The organism is Amycolatopsis sp. NPDC048633, assembly GCF_040650695.1.
Taxonomy (GTDB): domain Bacteria; phylum Actinomycetota; class Actinomycetes; order Mycobacteriales; family Pseudonocardiaceae; genus Amycolatopsis.
In genome coordinates this window covers 20489-38886 of sequence record NZ_JBEZHS010000009.1, presented here as the reverse complement: position 1 = coordinate 38886, position 18398 = coordinate 20489, and the positions used below count along the sequence as shown (strand labels likewise).

Annotated in this window: 20 protein-coding genes; 8 read left to right on the top strand and 12 right to left on the bottom strand. The window is 72.1% G+C overall.

The annotated features are described in order from the left end of the window. Positions 1-12: 12 nt before the first annotated feature. Positions 13-879 carry a LysR family transcriptional regulator gene (locus tag AB0C38_RS18410; RefSeq protein WP_360674270.1) on the top strand — a complete coding sequence of 289 codons (867 nt, stop codon included), beginning with the start codon at positions 13-15 and terminating at the stop codon, positions 877-879. Here the strand turns inward: AB0C38_RS18410 and AB0C38_RS18405 are convergent. After that, positions 849-1403, bottom strand: a complete 555-nt coding sequence (locus AB0C38_RS18405; protein ID WP_360674267.1) for a suppressor of fused domain protein — start codon at positions 1401-1403, stop codon at positions 849-851. The genes AB0C38_RS18410 and AB0C38_RS18405 overlap by 31 nt on opposite strands. A gap of 84 nt (positions 1404-1487) precedes the next feature. Here AB0C38_RS18405 and AB0C38_RS18400 point away from each other — a divergent pair, with 84 nt between their 5' ends. Further along, positions 1488-2558, top strand: coding sequence for an FAD-dependent oxidoreductase (locus tag AB0C38_RS18400; protein WP_360674264.1), 1071 nt, complete (start codon positions 1488-1490; stop codon positions 2556-2558). An 88-nt stretch (positions 2559-2646) separates the two neighbouring features. Here the strand turns inward: AB0C38_RS18400 and yaaA are convergent, their stop codons facing one another. Next, the gene (yaaA, locus tag AB0C38_RS18395) at positions 2647-3393 is read right to left on the bottom strand and encodes a peroxide stress protein YaaA (RefSeq protein ID WP_360674261.1); all 747 of its coding nucleotides are present in this window, start codon (positions 3391-3393) and stop codon (positions 2647-2649) included. Positions 3394-3466: 73 nt separating this feature from the next. Between yaaA and AB0C38_RS18390 the strand changes: the two genes are divergently transcribed. Beyond that, complete coding sequence (locus AB0C38_RS18390; RefSeq protein WP_360674258.1) at positions 3467-4420, top strand: GNAT family N-acetyltransferase; 954 nt, start codon at positions 3467-3469, stop codon at positions 4418-4420. Positions 4421-4467: 47 nt separating this feature from the next. Here the strand turns inward: AB0C38_RS18390 and AB0C38_RS18385 are convergent, their stop codons facing one another. Next, positions 4468-5370: a 2-hydroxyacid dehydrogenase gene (locus AB0C38_RS18385; RefSeq protein ID WP_360674255.1), complete on the bottom strand. Its 903-nt coding sequence runs from the start codon at positions 5368-5370 to the stop codon at positions 4468-4470. Positions 5371-5432: 62 nt separating this feature from the next. Further along, the gene (locus AB0C38_RS18380; protein ID WP_360674252.1) at positions 5433-5777 is read right to left on the bottom strand and encodes a VOC family protein; all 345 of its coding nucleotides are present in this window, start codon (positions 5775-5777) and stop codon (positions 5433-5435) included. A 123-nt stretch (positions 5778-5900) separates the two neighbouring features. Here AB0C38_RS18380 and AB0C38_RS18375 point away from each other — a divergent pair, with 123 nt between their 5' ends. Genes AB0C38_RS18375 through AB0C38_RS18365 form a run of 3 tightly spaced genes read left to right on the top strand, consistent with a single transcriptional unit; the run spans position 5901 to position 9326 of the window. Continuing rightward, complete coding sequence (locus tag AB0C38_RS18375) at positions 5901-7649, top strand: proline--tRNA ligase (RefSeq protein WP_360674249.1); 1749 nt, start codon at positions 5901-5903, stop codon at positions 7647-7649. Further along, entirely contained in the window at positions 7649-8581 is a 933-nt protein-coding gene (locus tag AB0C38_RS18370; protein WP_360674246.1) for a hypothetical protein, read from the top strand. The genes AB0C38_RS18375 and AB0C38_RS18370 overlap by 1 nt, the downstream gene beginning before the upstream one ends. Before the next feature lie 52 nt (positions 8582-8633). Further along, the gene (locus tag AB0C38_RS18365) at positions 8634-9326 is read left to right on the top strand and encodes a hypothetical protein (protein WP_360674243.1); all 693 of its coding nucleotides are present in this window, start codon (positions 8634-8636) and stop codon (positions 9324-9326) included. On the opposite strand, the gene AB0C38_RS18360 is transcribed toward AB0C38_RS18365, so the two are convergent. Continuing rightward, complete coding sequence (locus AB0C38_RS18360) at positions 9304-11403, bottom strand: DUF2156 domain-containing protein (protein WP_360674889.1); 2100 nt, start codon at positions 11401-11403, stop codon at positions 9304-9306. The genes AB0C38_RS18365 and AB0C38_RS18360 overlap by 23 nt on opposite strands. A 145-nt stretch (positions 11404-11548) precedes the next feature. After that, positions 11549-12244: a haloacid dehalogenase-like hydrolase gene (locus AB0C38_RS18355; RefSeq protein ID WP_360674241.1), complete on the bottom strand. Its 696-nt coding sequence runs from the start codon at positions 12242-12244 to the stop codon at positions 11549-11551. Positions 12245-12349: 105 nt separating this feature from the next. Here AB0C38_RS18355 and AB0C38_RS18350 point away from each other — a divergent pair, with 105 nt between their 5' ends. Beyond that, positions 12350-13354 carry an ABC transporter permease gene (locus AB0C38_RS18350; protein WP_360674238.1) on the top strand — a complete coding sequence of 335 codons (1005 nt, stop codon included), beginning with the start codon at positions 12350-12352 and terminating at the stop codon, positions 13352-13354. Here AB0C38_RS18350 and AB0C38_RS18345 read toward each other — a convergent pair. From AB0C38_RS18345 to AB0C38_RS18335, 3 genes are read right to left on the bottom strand one after another with little or no spacing between them, the layout of a single operon-like run. Continuing rightward, positions 13292-13702, bottom strand: coding sequence for a secondary thiamine-phosphate synthase enzyme YjbQ (locus AB0C38_RS18345; RefSeq protein WP_360674235.1), 411 nt, complete (start codon positions 13700-13702; stop codon positions 13292-13294). The genes AB0C38_RS18350 and AB0C38_RS18345 overlap by 63 nt on opposite strands. A 10-nt stretch (positions 13703-13712) precedes the next feature. Continuing rightward, positions 13713-14927, bottom strand: a complete 1215-nt coding sequence (locus tag AB0C38_RS18340) for an MFS transporter (RefSeq protein ID WP_360674232.1) — start codon at positions 14925-14927, stop codon at positions 13713-13715. Beyond that, positions 14924-15307, bottom strand: coding sequence for a cupin domain-containing protein (locus tag AB0C38_RS18335; RefSeq protein ID WP_360674229.1), 384 nt, complete (start codon positions 15305-15307; stop codon positions 14924-14926). Before AB0C38_RS18335 ends, AB0C38_RS18340 begins: the two co-directional genes overlap by 4 nt. A 61-nt stretch (positions 15308-15368) precedes the next feature. Between AB0C38_RS18335 and AB0C38_RS18330 the strand changes: the two genes are divergently transcribed. Continuing rightward, a complete protein-coding gene (locus AB0C38_RS18330) occupies positions 15369-16019 on the top strand; it encodes a TetR family transcriptional regulator (protein ID WP_360674227.1) in 651 nt (216 codons plus the stop codon). Here the strand turns inward: AB0C38_RS18330 and AB0C38_RS18325 are convergent. The 3 genes from AB0C38_RS18325 to AB0C38_RS18315 all read right to left on the bottom strand — a co-directional run bounded on the left by AB0C38_RS18325 (position 16004) and on the right by AB0C38_RS18315 (position 18391). Further along, positions 16004-16648, bottom strand: coding sequence for a response regulator transcription factor (locus AB0C38_RS18325; RefSeq protein ID WP_360674224.1), 645 nt, complete (start codon positions 16646-16648; stop codon positions 16004-16006). The two genes, AB0C38_RS18330 and AB0C38_RS18325, sit on opposite strands and share 16 nt — an antisense overlap. A 9-nt stretch (positions 16649-16657) precedes the next feature. After that, positions 16658-17965 (bottom strand): sensor domain-containing protein, encoded by a 1308-nt coding sequence (locus AB0C38_RS18320; protein WP_360674221.1) that lies wholly within the window; start codon positions 17963-17965, stop codon positions 16658-16660. A gap of 225 nt (positions 17966-18190) precedes the next feature. Then, positions 18191-18391, bottom strand: coding sequence for a hypothetical protein (locus AB0C38_RS18315; protein WP_360674218.1), 201 nt, complete (start codon positions 18389-18391; stop codon positions 18191-18193). Positions 18392-18398 lie beyond the last annotated feature (7 nt).

The following is an 18398-nucleotide window of genomic DNA, read 5'->3' as shown; positions in this document are numbered from 1 at the left end:
TCGTCGCCGGTCATGGAGCTGCGGACGCTGCGTTACTTCGTGGCCGTCGCCGAAGAACTCCACTTCGGCCGGGCCGCGGTGCGGCTGCACATGAGCCAGCCGCCGCTGAGCCGGGCGGTCAAGCAGCTGGAAGCCGACGTCGGCGCCGTCCTGCTGGTGCGCTCCGCGGCCGGCGTCACGCTCACCCCGGCCGGCGCGGCACTGCTGGACGAGGCACGCGCCCTGCTCGACCAGGCCGACCGGGCGCGCGTGCGCGTGGCCGCCGCGGCCGGCGCCGCGACGATCACCGTCGGCCTCCTCGCCGACAGCGCCGACCCGGACGCGACGCGGCTGGCCGACGCCTACCGCCGGCAGCACCCGGGCGTCGAGGTCCGCGTCCGCGACACGGACCTGACCGACCCGACGTGCGGGCTGCGCGCCGGGCTGGTCGACGTCGCGCTGACCCGCGGGCCGTTCGACGAGACCGGGCTGACGGTGCACCGGCTGCGCGAAGACCCGGTGGGCGCGGTGCTGCGCGCCGACGACCCGCTGGCCCGCCGCGACCACCTGGAGCTGGCCGACCTGGCCGGCCGGCCGTGGTTCCGGTTCCCGGACGGCACCGACCCGGTCTGGCAGGCCTACTGGCACGGCGGCGAACCGCGCGAAGGGCCGGTGGTGCGCGGGGTCCAGGAATGCCTGCAGGCCGTGCTGTGGAACGGGACCGTCGGGCTGATGCCGCTCGGCCACCGGCCGCCGGGAGAGCTGACCGTCGTGCCGCTCACCGACCTGGCGCCCAACCCGGTGGTCGTCGCCTGGAAGGACGCCGGCCCGCTGGTCCGCTCGTTCGTGCGGCTCGCGAACGCCGCGTATCAGACGACCGGCGGGCGCCGCACGTCGTAGAGGTCCCAGTCCAGCTGCCAGAACGCGTCGATGCCGTGCTCGCGGATGTACTTCCGCTCGGTGTCGTGCACCGGGTAGCAGCCGGCGATGCTGATCGGCGCGCCGCCGATGTCGATCAGCGTGTACTGGTGCGCGTCGAGGCCCGCGGGCGCCGACACGGCGAACGCCGTCATCGTGGACTCCGGGGCGATCGGCTCGCCGAAGTCGATGGTGTCGCCGTAGACGAACGGGCAGGTGCCCCGCAGCTGCTCGGCGAGGTAGCCGATGGCCAGCGCCCACACCGGGTCGTCGGACCGGACGCTGATCCACAGCTCCGGTTTCACGCCGTGCCAATCGGCGTGGTCGCCCAGCGAAAGGCCGTACGTCACACCGGTCAGGTATCTCGGCTCCGGTTCGTCGGTGTAGACGAACGCGATGACGTCGTCGAGCCCGGCGTGGGTCGACGAGATCGGCTGCAGCCGGGGCTCGGTGCTCCCGGTCAGGCCATCGAGATGGGCGACATACCGCTCGGCACGGCTCGGCATGGCGCGCAGCATACGGCCGGTCGGCCGAGGGCGCGGGGCAAACCCGGTGGCCCGGGCGCGGCACGGTCGGGCAGGGTGGGGGACATGCGAGTGCTCGTGATCGGAAGCGGAATCGGCGGCGCGGCAACGGCCTGGCACCTGGCGGGCCGGGGCGCGGAAGTGATCGTCGCGGATGCGGCCCGGCCGGGGACGGCCACCGAAGCCGGCGCCGGGATCGTCAGCCCCTGGGTGTCGCGCGGGGAAGACGCGCTGTACCCGCTGTCATCGGCGGCCGGCCGGTACTACCGTGAGTTCACGGCCTCACTGGAGGACTCGTCGTTCGAGGTCGTCGGCGGGATGGTCGTGTCGGCTGACGACGCTGAGCTGACCGAGGCGCACGAACGGCTGACCGCGCGAGCGGCGGAAGCGCCCGAAATAGGGGAAATCCGGCGGCTCGACTCCGCGCAGGCGCGCGAACTGTTCCCCGAGTTGGCGCCCGGCCTGAGTGCGGTGCACCTGTCGGGCGCGGGCCGCGTCGACGGCCACCAGCTGCGCCGGGCCCTGCTGTCGGCCGCCGAGCGCCGGGGCGCGAAGTTCGTCGAAGGCGAGGTCGCGTTCCGGGCCGACGGCACGGTGACGAGCGCGTCAGGCCCGCTGGAGGCGGACAGCATCGTGGTCGCGGCGGGCGCGTGGAGCCGGGAACTGCTGGCACCGCTGGGGATCGACCTGCCGGTGACGCCGCATCGCGGCCAGATCAGTCATTTCGACCTGCCGGGCACGGACACGTCGGCGTGGCCGGTGGTGCTCCCGCGCACGAGCCACTACCTCCTGGCGTTCCCCGGCGGCCGCGTGGTGGCGGGCGCGACGCGCGAGGCGGAGTCCGGCTTCGACTACCGCGTGACGGCGGCGGGCCAGCGCGAGGTGCTGGACAACGCGCTGACGGTGGCCCCGGGCCTGGCGGACGCGACGCTGGCGGAGACCCGGGTCGGCTTCCGCCCGGGGACGCCCGACGGCTTGCCGATCCTGGGTCTGCTGCGGCCGGGGCTCGCGGTGTCGACGGGTTTCGGCGCGGGCGGGCTGACGAACGCGCCGTTCGCGGGGAAGCTGGTCGCCGAGGTCGCGCTGGGGGAGGACCCGGGCTTCGACCTGACGCCGTTCGCCCCGCACCGGTTCTGAGCGGAGGCCGCGCCCCTGCGATGACATGAACGACTCGTTCACCTCGTCCGGCGACAGGAAAGAGTCGTTCATGACGTCCGGCGAGCCGTCAGCCCTCCGTGACCAGCTCCAGCGCGTGCTCGCCGGTGCGCTCCACCACCAAGCCCGCCTTCGTGATCACCTTCACCAGCTGGTCCACAGTGGACGGCTCGGCCCGGGTGATCGCCAGTTCACGAGCCAGCCGGCCCTTGTACGCCTTGTTGAAATGGCTGACCGTCACGCGCTCGCCGCGGGCGTTGGCCGTCACCACGCGGACCGTCACCGCGTCCGGGCGCAGCTTCGCGAACGCCGAGTACGTGCCCGACCGCAGGTCCACCACCAGGCCCTCCACCTGCTGCAGCACCGGTTCGAGCACGGGCTTCCAGTGCCCGCGGACCGTCCCCAGCGACGGCAGCGAGTTCCCGCCGGAAAGCCGGTACGCGGGAATCGGGTCGGTCGCCGACACCACGCCGAACAGTGACGACGTCACCGCCAGCCGCCGGTGTGCCTTCTCCAGGCTCGCCCTCGTGAAGCTCTTCACGTCCAGCGCGTCGTACAGGACGCCGGTGTAGCGGCGCAGCGCCGGCATCGTCGGCGACGTCAGCAGCTCCGCGTTGCGCGCCACCTCCCCGGCCTGGCGCTCAGTGAGGCCCAGGGCCGAGACGCTGCCCGGGACGTCACGAGCCAGCTCGACGAGCGCGTCGGCGAGCTTCGCGCGCGCCGGGTTCAGCTCGGGGAACGACAGTGCGTCGAGGTCGAGCGGGCCGCCGCGGCCGCCGTCGGCCTTGGTCTCAGAAGGAGGAAGGAGGACCAGCACGCACCGAGCGTACTGTGTCGGCTTTTGCCAAATCGGGGTGCGCGGACGTCGCCGTCCGGCCTAGCCTCGCGGCATGGACCTGACCTGGCGCCCGTTGACCCTCGACGACGTCCCCGCGTTCACCCGGCTGTACGCCGCCGCCGAGGAGATCGACCGGACGGGTGACCACTTCACCGACGAAGACCTCCGCGAGGAGCTCGAAGGACCCAACATCGACCTGGCCCGGGCCACCACCGGCGCCTGGGCGGGCGAGACGCTCGTCGGCTACGGCCTCGTCCGCCGCCGCGACGCCGCGACCCCCGTCCACATGCTCCGGCTCCAGTCCGTCGTGCGCCCGGAGTACCGGGGCGCCGAAGTCGGCGCTCACCTGGTCGAGTGGTTTTCGCGGACGAGCCGCGAGGTCAACGAGCGCACTTTCCCGGACGCGCCGATCGAGCTGCACCACGGCCACCACCAGAACGAGCGCTGGATCGCCGGCGTCCTGGCCGGCGCCGGGTACACGCACGCGCGGACGATGGTCAACATGCGCGTCGGCCTCGCCGACCTGCCGCCGCAGCCGGCCCTGCCGGACGGTTTCACGGCAGTCCCGTTCGACTTCGAGCACGACCTCGCCGTGCTCGACGCCCGCAACGACACCTTCGCCGACCACTGGGGCAGCACGGTCTACGAGCCCGACGCCTGGCGCCACCTGGTCACCGGCTCGAAGGACTTCCGCCCGGACCTGTCGTACCTGGTCCTCGACGGCGACAAGGTCCTCGCGTTCGTGCTGAGCCACTTTTACGCGTCCGAAGCGGCGGCGACGGGCATCCGCGAGCACTACGCCAGCTGGGTGGGAACGCGGTCGGTGCTGCGCGGCCGCGGCGTCGCGTCGGGGCTGCTGGGACACACGCTTTCGGCGGCGAAGGCCGCGGGGTTCGACCGGTCGGCGCTGAACGTCGACGTCGACAACGCGCACCGCGCCCTGGGCGTTTACGAGCGGTGCGGATATCGCGTCGACGACGAATGGCACGTCTACGTACTGTCCTGAAATCGGGACGCCCCAGGGGCAGCGAGTCCCCGGCCCGGCTGCCGCCGTCAGTGCTCTACGAGGTTGAGCAGCTCCTCACCCTTCGCGTACCTCCGCAGCTGCTCGCCCGCCAGCTTCTTCGCGCGCGGGTAGAACGACGCCGACCCGCCGGCGATGTGCGGGGTGATGACCACGCCCGGCACCGTCCACAGTGGATGGTCCGCGGGCAGCGGTTCCGGGTCCACGACGTCGAGGCCCGCGCGCAGGCGGCCGGTGCGCGTCTCCGTCAGGAGGGCGTCCGTGTCGATCGCCGTGCCGCGGCCGACGTTCACGACCAGGGCGTCGTCGGGGAGGGCGGCCAGGGCCTTCGCGTCGAGCAGGCCGCGCGTCGCGGGGGTGTCCGGGAGGACCAGTACCACGATGTCGGCCTCGGGCAGCAGGTCCGGCAGCTCGGCGACGCCGTGGACGTCCTCGTCCGGGCGCGCGCGGCTCGCCACCCGGGTCACGACCGCTTCCGCGGCGAGGAGCTGGCGCTCGATCGCCTGCCCGATCGAGCCGTGACCGACCAGCAGGACACGGCTGTCGGCGAGGGAGCGCGTGTGCTCACGGGTCCATTCGCCGCGCGCCTGCTGCGCGAACCAGCGCGGCAGGTCGCGCTGCGCCGCGTGGATCAGCGCGAGGGCGTGCTCGGCGACGCTCAGGTCGTGGAGCCCCCGCCCGTTCGCCAGCCGCACCCCTTCGGGCAGCAGCGGCACGAGCGTCTCGACGCCGGCGGACAGCGACTGCACCACCCGCAGCGACGGCAGCTCCTTGATGAGCTTCGGCGGTTCCGGCCCGCGGTCGTAGGGCAGCACGTAGAACTCGACGTCGTCCAGCTCGGCCGGGGGCGGCTCGACGCCGTCGTAATAGGCGGCTTCGACCCCCTCGGGCACGTCGATGTCGGTCCAGGGCAGCAGTACGCGAGCGCTCATGCCGCCTTTCTACCCGCTGCCGCGCCGACCGGCCGCGCAGGCCTGTGACCAGCCATTTCGGCTCATCCCGATACGCAGAACTCGTTCCCCTCCGGATCCGTCAGCACCGTCCACGCCAACCCGGGCACCTCGTGCTCGCCCAGCTCTTTCGCACCCAGCCCCACCAGCCTCGTCACCTCCGCTCCTCGATCGTCCGCACCGAAGTCGATGTGCACCCGGTTCTTCCCCGCGCGCGGCTCCGGCACCCGCTGCAACCCCAGCGGCAGCCCGCCCTCCGGGGGCGCCAGCACCAGGAACTCGCCCCCGTAGTCCTGGGCCACCGTCGTGCCGAGCGCCGCCGTCCAGAACTCCGCCAGACCGCGTGGATCCGCGCAGTCGATCGTGATCATGCCCATGTGGATCGCCATGCCCCCGAAGCTAGCGGCCACCACCGACAAAAACCGGCCGCCGAGTAACCCGTTGGAGTCACGGCCGGGGGAGTGACTACCCTGAGCGGGACTTTCACACCCGCCCGGAGCAGGGAGCTCGCAGTGATCACCAGGACTTCGTCGTTGTTCCTTCGCACCTTGCGCGAGGACCCGGCGGACGCCGAGGTACCGAGCCACCGGCTCCTGGTGCGCGCCGGCTACGTCCGCCGGGTCGCACCGGGCGGGTACTCCTGGCTTCCCCTCGGCCTCCGCGTGCTGCGCCGCATCGAGAACATCGTGCGCGACGAGATGAACGCCATCGGCGCGCAGGAGATCCAGTTCCCCGCGCTGCTGCCGAAGGAGCCCTACGAGGCCACCGGCCGCTGGACCGAGTACGGCGACGCCCTCTTCCGCCTCAAGGACCGCAAGGGCGCCGACTACCTCCTCGGCCCGACGCACGAAGAGCTCTTCACCCTCACCGTCAAGGGCGAGTACAGCTCCTACCGCGACTACCCGGTCACGCTGTACCAGATCCAGACGAAGTACCGCGACGAAGCGCGGCCCCGCGCCGGCATCCTGCGCGGCCGCGAGTTCGTCATGAAGGACTCGTACTCCTTCGACCTCGACGACGAGGGTCTCGAGCGCTCCTACCAGGCGCACCGCGCGGCCTACACCAAGCTGTTCGACCGCCTCGGCCTCGAGTACGTCGTCGTGAAGGCGACGTCGGGCGCGATGGGCGGCTCGGCCTCGGAAGAGTTCCTCGCGGTCGCCGAGACGGGTGAGGACACCTACGTCCGCAGCACCGAGTCGGGCTACGCGGCGAACGTCGAAGCCGTCGTGACGCCCGCGCCGCCCGCGCAGCCGGTCGAGGGCCGTCCCGAGGCGCAGGTGCACCACACGCCGAACACGCCGACCATCGAGACGCTGGTCAACTTCCTCAACGCGGCCGGGCTCGGCCGCGAGTTCACCGCCGCGGACACGCTGAAGAACGTCATGCTCAAGACGCGTCAGCCGGGCGCGAAGGAGTGGGAGCTGGTCTGCGTCGCGCTCCCCGGTGACCGCGAAGTGGACATGAAGCGCCTCGAAGCGTCGCTCGAGCCGGCCGAGGTCGAGCTGCTCGAAGAGGCCGACTTCAAGGAGAACCCGTTCCTGGTCAAGGGCTACATCGGCCCGAAGGCGCTGCAGGACAACGGTGTGCGCTACCTCGCCGACCCGCGGATCGCGCCCGGCACCGCCTGGGTCACCGGGGCCGACAAGGCCGACCACCACGTCGTCGACCTGCTCGCCGGCCGTGACTTCACCCCGGACGCCACGATCGAGGCCGCCGAGGTCCGCGAAGGCGACGCGTCGCCGGACGGCCAGGGCACCCTGGTCGCCGCGCGCGGCATCGAGATCGGGCACATCTTCCAGCTCGGCCGCAAGTACGCGGACGCGTTCGAGCTCGACGCGCTCGGCCCCGACTCCAAGCCGATCCGCATCACGATGGGCTCCTACGGCGTCGGCGTCTCGCGGCTGGTCGGCGTGCTCGCCGAGCAGAACCACGACGAGCTCGGCATCATCTGGCCGCGCGAGGTGTCGCCGTTCGACGTGCACATCGTCATCGCGGGCAAGGACGACGCGGTGCGCGCCGGCGCCGAGAAGATCGCCGCCGAGCTGGACACCGCCGGTCTCGAGATCATCCTCGACGACCGCAAGGCGACGCCCGGTGTCAAGTTCGCCGACGCCGAGCTGGTCGGCGTGCCGACCATCCTGGTGGTCGGGCGTGGCCTGGCCAACGGCGTCGTCGAGGTCAAGGACCGGCGGACGGGCGAGCGCGAAGAGATCGCGGTCGACGCCGTCGTCGAGCACCTGGTCAAGCTCGTCCGCTCCTGATGGGGCTGTTCTCCCGGCGCTCGGACGACACGACGCCGGGGTACGAGGACAACGCGGCGCTCCGCGGGTTCGGCGGCTACGAACCCGCGGACGCGCCGCCGCCTTCGCCCTCGCTCTCGCCGGAACCGCCGAGGGCACAGCCGAAGCGGATCCGCCCGGCGCCGAAGCCGCAGAAGTGGCGGCGGGCGCCGTGGGTCGGGCTGGTGCTCATCGCGCTGATCGCGGGCGTGCTGAACGCGCTGGGCGTGGGCAAGTCGCACCACACGTCGACGCCGACGTCGCGCCCACCGCGGGTCGAGACGCCGTCGCCGCGGACGGTCGTCCCCGCGGCCGTCGCCGGTTGGCGGTCGGTTGCGGGCAAGGACGGCTCGTACGCCTATGACGTCCCGCCGAGCTGGGAACCGTCGCCGAGCACGCTGCACGGCTGGGAGAAGACCGCTGCCGCGCCGGGGATCCGCCTCATCACGAGCGCGTTCCTGGGCGAGAACTTCTGCGAGCACGCGAACCTCGGCGGCGCGGGTGTCACGACGGAGCCGCTGCCGGACGCCGACGCGGCCGCCCGCAAGGCGGTGACGGACCTCGGGGTGAGCGCGTACAGCCCGGACAACGGCCCGCCGGCCGCGGTGACCGCGGACGCGGGTAGCGACGCACAGGTGACGAAGGCCGACGGCTCGAAGGCGCCGGCGCGGATCGTGATCGCGGACGTCATCCCGACCGAGACCGGGCCGTGCTGGGCGAAGCACGCTTTGGTGGCGGCGATGGGGTTCGGGAACGGCTCGGGTGGTGCGTCGGGCGTGGTGGTGGCGTACGCCGACGCCGACCGCTCCGGGCCGACGATCCGGGAGGACCTGGTGCGGATCCTGCAGAGCTATCGCTTCGTCCCGGCCACGAGCCGGAGCACGACCACTCCGCCGCCGACCACCTACCGCTGACCGGCGTCACGGCGGATCATTTCGGTCGATAGCTCAGGTGGTGGATGAATTAATGGATAAACGGCTGCTTAGGGTAAGGGCTGGTGCAATCAGCGTGCTGGTTGTGGCCGGAATTCTTCTGCTGTTCGGTCCGTTGCTCGGCAAGGCTTGGACGTGGGTCACAAGGGCTCGTGGTGCCGACTGGTGGGGCGCCGCTGGGCAGTGGGCTGGTGCAGCGGGAACGGTCGCGGCGGTGGTCGTCGCGTTGTGGATCGCCCGCCGGGATGGGCGGATAGCTCGAGAAGACCGCCGACGGCAGGAACTGCGCGACAGGCAGGAGCAAGCATCGCGCGTGACGGCATGGATCGAGGCCTCTGAGGACGGTGCGACCTTCCCTGACGGCACACCGGTGGATTTGTACATGATCGTCGCCAACGGGAATCCAGAAGCAATCAACAATGTTATTGTCTCCTTTGACATCTTCAAGAGTCTTCCGGTACGCGGTCCCTACATCCAGCGCGGTGATAGCGTTGAACGAGACGAGTACCTGTACGCGGTGCTCCCGCCGGGAAAATGGCGAATGCCGGTGCGGCCCGGTTGGGGAGGAATGAGCGCCCAACCGGGTGTCATGTTGGCCTTCACAGATTCCACGAACTGTCATTGGCTACGCCTGACGGACGGCACTCTGACCGAACAGTCGGAGAATGTCATCAAGCGGCGTGAGATTTGGTTCCCGCAGGGGATCAGCGTCCCCGAGAGCTACTGACCAGCTTCGCCAGCTCTCGCAGCCGGACGTCCGGCAGGTACGCCCGGCTCAGCGCCAGCCCGATCCGCGGCAGGTCCGCCTCGTCGCGGTAGGCCAGGTACAGCGGCACGTGCCGGGGCTGGAACTTCGCCTTGAACGCGTGCAGGGAACGGAATCCGTAGTACGGCTCCATCACGCGGCCCAATGACTCCAGCGCGCGGTCGATCGTGCGCGCCGGGCCGTCGTCGGGCGTGCGGGCCAGGGGCGCTCCCGACAGCGAGACGAACCTCGCGCCCTCGGCGCGGAACTGGACGCAGGCCGACGCGATCAGGAACTCCATCACCGGGCGGAATCCGTGGGGGCTGCGGCGCATCACGTCCAGCGTCCAGCCGCCCACCTTGCCCGCGCCCGTGTGGACCGGCAGCCACGACGTCACGCCGTGGACCGTGCCCTCGGCGTCCACCGCCAGGCCGACGCGCGTTGCCGGGTCCATCGCCTCGTCGAGGCCGCCGAGGGTGAAGCCCATCTCCGGCATGCTCTTGCCCGACATCCACTCCTCCGACAGCGCCCGGACCTGGGCGAGGATGGGCTCCGGCTGGTCGGCCAAGCGGATCAGCCGGAAGTCGATGTCCTGCTTCGCGGCCTTGTTCAGCGCCGAGCGGACGTCCTGCCACGCCTTGCCGCGGAACTCCAGCGCTTCCAGGTCGAGCACGTTGTCCTCGGCGACCTGGACGTGCTGCCAGCCCTGCTCGCGGGTCGCCGCGACGGTCGCCTCCGTCGCCGAGAACACGCACGGCACCAGGCCGGCGTTTTCGCACATCGCGGTGAACTCGGTGACCGTGGCCGCCGCCGTGCCGTCCGGCGCGATCGGGTCGCCCAGCGCGACCGCGACGCCCGCGTGCTTGCGGTAAGCCAGGTACGAACGGCCGTCTTCACGGACGAAGTACGTGTTGCGCGGCCAGGTCGTCATCCACGACAGCGTGCTGCCGCCGTGCCGCCCGAGCAGCGTGCGGGCCAGCGCCGCCCCGGGACCCTGCGCGTGGCGCCGCCGCCGTCGCCGCGAAGGGACGCGGAAGGCGTGCCGCGCGGCGATCAGGACGCCGAGCTCGACCGTCCACAAGAGATTGTCCACGAAGAACAGCGGCAGGCCCGTGGTGTCGTAGTCCGCACCGAAGAGGTCGGCCAGCCCGTAGACCGTCGCCGCGGCGAGCCCTTGCAGCGTCACGAAAGCCGACAGCGCGATCGCCCAGCGCCACGCGACGCGGCGGCCCTTGCGCAGCCCGTTGATCATCGGCACCACGATCAGCACGAGGACCGCCAGCTCCGGCGCCGACAGCGAAACCCCTTCGGTGGAGCCGAACGGGCCTTCGCCGGGCACCAGGAACATCACGATCTCGGCGATGGTGAGCAGCAGCAGGCCGGCGACGGTGAGCAGCCGCCACTCCCGCGGGTCCGGCCCCGCCGAGGGCGCCCGCCGCGAGCCGACGAGCCGGTTGCCGAGCGGGATCGCCGCCAGCAGCGCGAAGAAGTGCACGAGGTCGGCCAGCGTGCCGACGTAGACGATCGCGACCCCGGCGTACACGCAGAGCCCGGCTCGCAGCCGAAGCGCCCACGGCGGCCGCAGCGTCGCGCTGGCGACCGCGACCGCGGCGAGCGCGCCGCCGGAGAACCCGACGTCGAGGCTGCCCGCCATGCGCTCGGCCCACAGCCAGCCGGAGTTGCGGCACAGCGCGAGGAACTGGGTCGCGACGAGCACCGAGACGAACTGGCCGCCGATGGTCACCGTCATCGCGCGCCGCGTCCCCAGCTGCCACTCGGCGAAGCCGGCGAAGAGCGCGAAGCTGCCGACCATCGGGAGGTAGAACCACGGGACGACGGCGAAGAACGGCCCGGTGAGCATGGTCCACCACCGGCCCGTCTCCAGCGACGGCAGCCCGTAGGCGATGAACGGGTAGGCCGCGCGGTCTTCGGCGGCGCTCCAGAGCGCCCCCGACACGACGGCCAGCACGAGCATCGCGAGCACGACGCTGCTGGTGAACGGGAGGCGTTGCCTGAGCACCGCGACCGTGCCGCGGATGCGTCCCCCTCCGGCGGGCATGGCCGCCGACGCTGCTTCAGTCATGACCGGAAGTGTGGCGAACAGCGGTCTCCGGCCACATCAGGCGAAGGAAGGAGATTGACCCCTAAGGGGTCGTCCCTTCGGATGAGGGTTGACACCCTCCGGAGGACGACGAAGACGACTTTCAGCTGAACACGGCGGTTTTCACGGCGTCGGTGTCGGCCAGGTCCGGCAGCACGATGTGCGCGCCGGCCGCCCGCAGCTCGTCGGCGCTGTAGAGCCCGGTGGCCACCGCGATGGAGAGCGCGTCGTGGTCCAAGGCCGCCTTGACGTCGTTCGGGGTGTCGCCGACGACGACGACCGCGTCGGCATCGAACGGCGCGCCGTGCTTCGCTGCGGCCAGCCCCACCGCGTGCGGGACCAGGTCGGGGCGGTGCACCGAAAGCGTGCCGTAGCCGCCGATGTCCAGGTCGAGGTGCTCGTGCAGGCCGAACGCGACCAGCTTGTGCCGCGAGATCTCCGGCAGGTTGCCGGTGACGAGCGACTGGACGACGTCGTCGCGCCCGGCGAACGCGGTCAGCGCTTCGGTCGCGCCCGGCAGCGCCCGGGCTTCGGTCGCGAAGCGGTGCACCGCGCGTTCCGACTCCGCCACCAGGGCCTTGAACATCGCTCGGATCGTGTCCGGGGCGGGTTCGAAGCCGTTCGCGGTGAGCAGCTCGGTGGTGGTCGCCAGTTCGGTGCGGCCGCCGAACACCGGGTCGACGCGCAGGGTCGCGCCGGTCGCGGCGGTGAACGCGGCGGCGTACCAGGCCGCGCCCAGACCGGCGAAGTCCACCAGCGTGTGGTCGATGTCCCAGAGCACGAGCCGCTTCTTCGTCACGACGTCGAGGTTACCGGCGTCACTATTCAACACGCGTTGACTTCTTGAGCGCGCAGTCGTACCTTGACCATTAATTCAACAAGCGACGAATAAATGGAGGTTGTCATGACCAGTCCTGTCCGGCGCCCCGCCGGGGCGCTCGCCCTGGTCGCCGCCGTGGCCGGCGCGCTGGTGGCCGTGGTGCTCGGGTTCCTGACCTTCGGCGCGCAGGCCACGGCCGCGCCGGACGGCGTCCCGGTCGCGGTCGCCGCGCCGCCGGAGGTCGCGCAGCGCATCGCGGCGCACGGTGGCGGTCAGCTCGCCTGGACGATCGCGTCCCCGGCCGACGCGCGGAAGCTGCTGGAGGACAAGAAGGTCTACGGCGTGCTCGAGCTCGGGCCGGGGCCGTCCGCGACGGTCGTGACGTCGGGGGCGGTCAACCCGGCCGGCACCCAGATCGCGCAGCAGGCACTGACCGGCGCGGCGTCGGCGCTGGGGAGCGCCCCGAAGCAGGAGGTGCTGCACCCGGTGAGCGTCGCCGGCCGGACCGCGCCGCTGGCCGCGTCCGCGCTGGCCTGGATCGGCGCGCTCGTCGCGGGTCTCGCGCTGACGCAGCTGGCCAAGCGCACCGGCCGCACGGTCGGCGCCGGCGCGCGGTTCCTGCAGGTCGCCGGCGCCGGAGTGCTGGTGACGGCGGCCGTGGCCGGGTTCTTCGCGCTGTGGGACGCCGCGCTGCCGCTCGACGCCGGCGTCCTGGGGTTCGTCTTCCTCGCCGCGACCGCGTTCGCGGCCCTGCAAGCCGGGCTGCTGCGCCTGCTCGGGCTGCGCGCGATGGCCGTGCTCGGCCCGCTGTACCTGGTCGCGCCCGCGGTCGCCGGCCAGGTGCCGGAGCTGCTGAACCCGGGCTACCGCACGCTGCTGTGGTCGTGGACGCCGTTCCGCTTCTCGACCGAAGGCCTGCGAAGCCTGCTTCAGGGCGTCCCGGGCGCGCCCGACGTCACGACCGGCGTCTGGGTGCTCGGCGCACTGCTGGCCGCGGGCCTGCTGGTGACGCTGTGGCCGGGCCGGTCAGCCCGCCAGGAAGCTGAAGCGCACGCGCCGGACCGGGTTGTCGAGGTTGGTGTCCACTAGGCAGATCGACTGCCAGGTCCCCAGCGCCAGGACGCCGCCGAGCACCGGGACCGTCGCGTAGGGCGGCACCAGCGCCGGGAGCACGTGGTCACGGCCGTGACCCGGGCTCCCGTGCCGGTGCCGCCAGCGACCGTCGCGGGGGAGCAGTTCGTCGAGCGCGGTCACCAGGTCCTCGTCGCTGCCGGCGCCGGTCTCGAGGATCGCCAGCCCGGCGGTGGCGTGCGGGACCCAGACGTGCAGCAGCCCGTCGGTCGCGTCCGCGTCGCGCAGGAACGACTCGGCCTCGTGGGTGAGGTCGTGGACGACGGCTTCGGAGCCGGTGCGGACCTCGATCTCGGTGGAGTACATGCGCCCCAGCCTAGGGAGCGACGGGCACCTTCGCGGGTTGCCGCGTCACGACGCCGAGGCCGGTGAACGCGAACACCGCCAGGCCCGCCAGGAGCACCGCGCCGGCGAGGTACGGGACGGTGGGGGAGACCTCGTACAGGCCGGTCCCCAGCAACGGCCCGCCCATGAACGCCAGTGCACTGCTCGACCCCATCAGCCCGGCGACGGCACCCTGTTCGTCCCGGGTCGCGAGCAGCGTCGGCGCGGACATGAACCCCGGCGTGGCGAAGCCCATCCCGGCGCCGAGCACAGCCACCCCCGCGCCGAGCAGCAGCCCGCTCGAAGCGACGGCCACGACGAGCATGCCGCCGGTCATCGCCACCGCGCCCACCCGGACCAGGCGCAACGGCGTCCAGCCCAGCCGCGGCACGGCCACCACCTGGACCAGGATGATCAACCCCGCACCGGCCAGCATGACGAGGCTGGTCACGCGGCTCGTTTCCGACGCGGCCAGGTAAAGCCGGTCCTGCACCAGGAAGCCGATGGTCATGAGCACGATCGCGAGCGCGAGGTAGAGGCCGAACCCGATGGTCAGGAATGGCCACATGCGCCGGTCGAACGGGCTGACCTTCACTGTCACAGGCTGGGATTCACGCTTCGGCGGTTTCGGCAGCGCGAGCGTGATCACGACGGCGATCACGGCGAGGATCACCGGCGCCGCGTAGACCGGGACGAGCAGGTTGCCGGTCAGGCTCAGGACGCCGCCGAGCGCCGGGCCGACGGCGAGCGCGAGTCCTTGCGCCGCACCGAACATCGACATCCCGCGCACCCGTTCGTCCGGGCCCGAGGTCATGTCGGCGATGTAGGACTGCGCCGTCACCGGTGTCGCGGCCCAGGCCAGGCCGAACACGATGCCGCGGGTGAGCAGGACCGCCGCGAACAGCACCGGCCCGGCGAGGGCGCCCGACAGGCCGGCCTGGGCGACGACCGCGAACCCGAGCAGGCCGAGCATGGCGCCCGCCAAGGAGATCAGCAGGACCGGCCGGTGTCCCCGGAGCGCGGCCCGGCGGCCCCAGAACGGGCTGGCCAGCACGACGCCGGCGCCGCCGACCGCCCACACGGCACCGAGGGCCAGCTCGCTGAACCCGAACTCGCGGGCCAGCGGCGGCAGGATCGGGTTGAGCATCTGCTGGCCCGCCATCAGCCCGAAGACCGCCAGGCACACCACCAGGATCGGCCGTCTCATGCCACGTCCCGTTCGTGCTCGGTGCCGGCGCGGGGCGTGATCGACAGCAGGTCGCCGGGCTCGTCCACGGACAGCCGGTGCCAGCGGCCGGGCGGGACGATGAAGGACCGCCCGGCGGTCAGGGTGGCCACGTGTCCCTCTTCGCGCAGGTAGACGCGAAGCGCGCCGGAGAGCACGACGAGGACTTCGTGCCCCTTGGAGTGGCGTTCCCAGACGTCCGAGTGCACGGCCCGGTCGTTCTCGGCGTGGAACGCGCTGATGGTCCACAGGCTCTCGCCGTCGGTTCCCGTGAGGGCTTCCCGGCGGTGTTCGGCCGGCTCGGCGACCCCGCTCGGACGCAGCTGGATCAGGGTCTTGAACAGGTCATAGTTTTCGAACATGTTCCGAAAGTAGCATCCGGGGCGAGCGCGTGTCGAACGGCCCGGCGGGCATGATGGGGGCATGCCACGCATCGGACGGCCGCCGGCGACCTCGCGTCCGCAGATCCTCGAAGCGGCGCGGGTGATCCTCGACCGGGACGGCTGGGGGAAACTGACGATCCGCCGGCTGGCCACCGAGCTGGGGGTCGGCGCGACGACGCTGTACCACCACGTGCGCGACAAGGACGACCTGCTGGTCCAGCTGCTCGAGTACTACGCCGACCAGCTGCCGCGGCCCGAGCTGCCGGACGACCCGCGCGAGCGGATCATCGCCGCGGCGACCGTCATGCACGACTCGCTGGCCGCCTGGCCGCAGGCCGTGGAGGTCCTGACGGCCGACGACCTGCTGGGCGAATCGGCCCTGTGGATGGTCGAAGCCATCGTCGGCGGCGCCCTCGGCTGCGGCCGCACGCCCGAGCAGGCCGTCGACCTCTACCGCGGCATCTGGTACTACACGGCCGGGGAAATCCTCATCCGCGTGCGTGCCGAGCGGCGACGGGCTTCAGAAGGCCGGCCGAGCTATCGCGACACGGTGTTCGCGGGCCTGGACGAGTCCCGGTTCCCCAGCCTGGCCGCGCTCGGGAGCCGCTGGCCGGAGCTGACCGCCCGGGACACCTACGCGCCGGGGCTGCGCGCGCTCGTCGACGGGCTGCTGGCTCAGGAATCCAGGTAGCGCAACACCGCCAGCACCCGGCGGTTGTCCCCTTCGGACGGTGGCAGGCCGAGCTTGCCGAAGATCGACGTCACGTACTTTTCGACCGATCCGGCCGAGAGGAACAGTTTCGCGGCGATCGCGGAGTTCGACCGGCCTTCCGCCATCAGGCCCAGGACTTCGCGCTCCCGCGGCGTGAGCCCGCTGAGCGCGTCGGTCTGGCGCGTCGCCGAGAACAGCTGGCTGACGACTTCGGGGTCGAGCACCGTCTCGCCGTCCGCGACGCGGCGCAGCGCGTCGAGGAAGTCCGACACCTCGGCGACGCGGTCCTTGAGCAGGTAGCCGACCCCGCCCGCGCGATCGGCCAGGAGCTGGGCCGCGTACTTCGTCTCGACGTACTGGGAGAACAGCAGGATCGCGTTGCCCGGCGACTCGCGGCGCAGCGAAATCGCCGCCCGCAGGCCCTCGTCGGTGTGCGTCGGCGGCATCCGGATGTCCACAATGGACACATCGGGGGAGTGCTCCTCGACGGCGGCCCGCAGCGCGTCGGCGTCCTTCACCGCGGCGACGACCTCGTGGCCCCGGAAGGTCAGCAGCTCGACGAGACCTTGGCGCAGGATGGTCGAGTCCTCCGCGATGACGATCCGCATGCCGCGACCCTAGCGGGGCAGCGGCACCCTTGCGGTCACTTCGGTCGGACCGCCCACCGGGCTCGCGACGGTCAGCTCGCCGTCGACCGTCCGCAGCCGTTCGGCGACGCCGGCCAGGCCGCCGCCGGGGACGAGCCGCGAACCGCCCCGTCCGCGGTCGCGCACCCGCAGCCACAGGACATCCCGCTCCTCGGTGACTTCGACGTACGTCGTCGTCCCGCCGTGCTTCGCGGCGTTCGTGAGCAGCTCGGCGGCGCTGAAGTAGACGATCGTCTCCAGCGACGGCGGCGGGCGGCGCGGCAGGTCGACGGTGACCCGCGCGTCCATCCCGGACGTCGCGACCAGGGTGGCCAGCGCGACGTCGAGCCCGGCGTCGAGGGCGGCGGGGTGGATGCCGCGGGCGAGGTCGCGCAGCTCGGTCAGCGCCTGCTTCGCGTTGGCGTGGGCGGCGGTGACCAGCTGCTTGACCTGGGGGAGGTCGACGTCTTCGAGCTCGTCCTTGGCGAGCCCGAGCTTCATGGCGAGCGCGACGAGCTGGGCCTGCGCGCCGTCGTGCAGGTCGCGCTCGATGCGCCGCAGCCGCAGCGCGGCGTCCTCGACCGCCGTCGCGCGGCTCGCTTCGAGGTCCCGGACGCGTTCGGAGAGCACGCGTGCGCCGAGCAGGCCGACGACCAGCAGCCGGTCGAGCGCGGCGAAGGCGTGCGTCACCCACGGGAGCGCCACGAGCACCAGCAGCCCCGACGCCGACCAGGCGAGCGCGCCCGCCCAGTTGTCGGCGTAGATGTCGAAGACCGGCAGTGCCCGCTCGCCCAGCGGGAACCAGAAGAAGGCGAAGGGGAGCGCGGCCAGGGCGTAGAGCGTCGCGCTGACCATGGTGAACAGCTCGGCGAAGGTCAGCGGCAGCCGCAGCACCAGGTAACCGGCCGTGCGCCAGCCCGCCGGATCGCCGACGCGCGCCTTCACCCAGGCCCAGAGGCCGGGCTTGAGCTCGGGCCGGCGCGGGGCGGGCACGCTCACGCCGAGCAGCTTCCTGGCGAGGCCGCGATGGGCGGCGCCGAGGCCGCGGCCGTAGGAGATGGCGCCGGCGAGGACGAGGAATCCGAAGAGCACGGGCGTCAGCCACAGGCCGAGCGCGAGCAGGACGAGGAAGCTGGTCAGCGAGAACACGGTCAGCGGGCCGGAGAGCCACAGCCAGGCGTATTCGGCCCAGAAGTCGCGCGCGGCCAGCGGCCCGAACACCCGCCGCAGCGGGTGGGAGCGAGGGACTTCGAGGCTGGTCACGGATCCAGTCTCGCCGCGGCGGGGCTCGATGCCCATCCGGTTTTCCCCCGAGCACGGCCCGGGGAACCGGAATCAGCACGGGCCCGCGGGGGCGCCCCCCGTCTTCTACGCTACCGGCCGGCACCGACAGTTCCGGCGCCGAGAAGCCCGGCGGGGCCCGGTTGTCCACACCTCGCCGCGGACCCCGCCGGACGTCATGAACGACTCGTTGATGACGTCCGGCGCGGTGAACGGGTCGTTCACGACAACGCGGGCGCTCGGTCAGTCGCTGTCCGGGTCGTCGTCGCGGGCCTTCTGCGCCGCTTCGCGCATCTCGATGACGTCCGTCAGCCAGTCGCCCGTCTCGCGGGCGATGTCGCGGATCGCGCCGGTGATGATGCTCGCGATGTTGCCCACGTGCGTCGCGGCCGATTCGGTGATCACCTGCAGGGTGTCCTTGTCCCGTTCGAACTGACCCACCATGTCACCC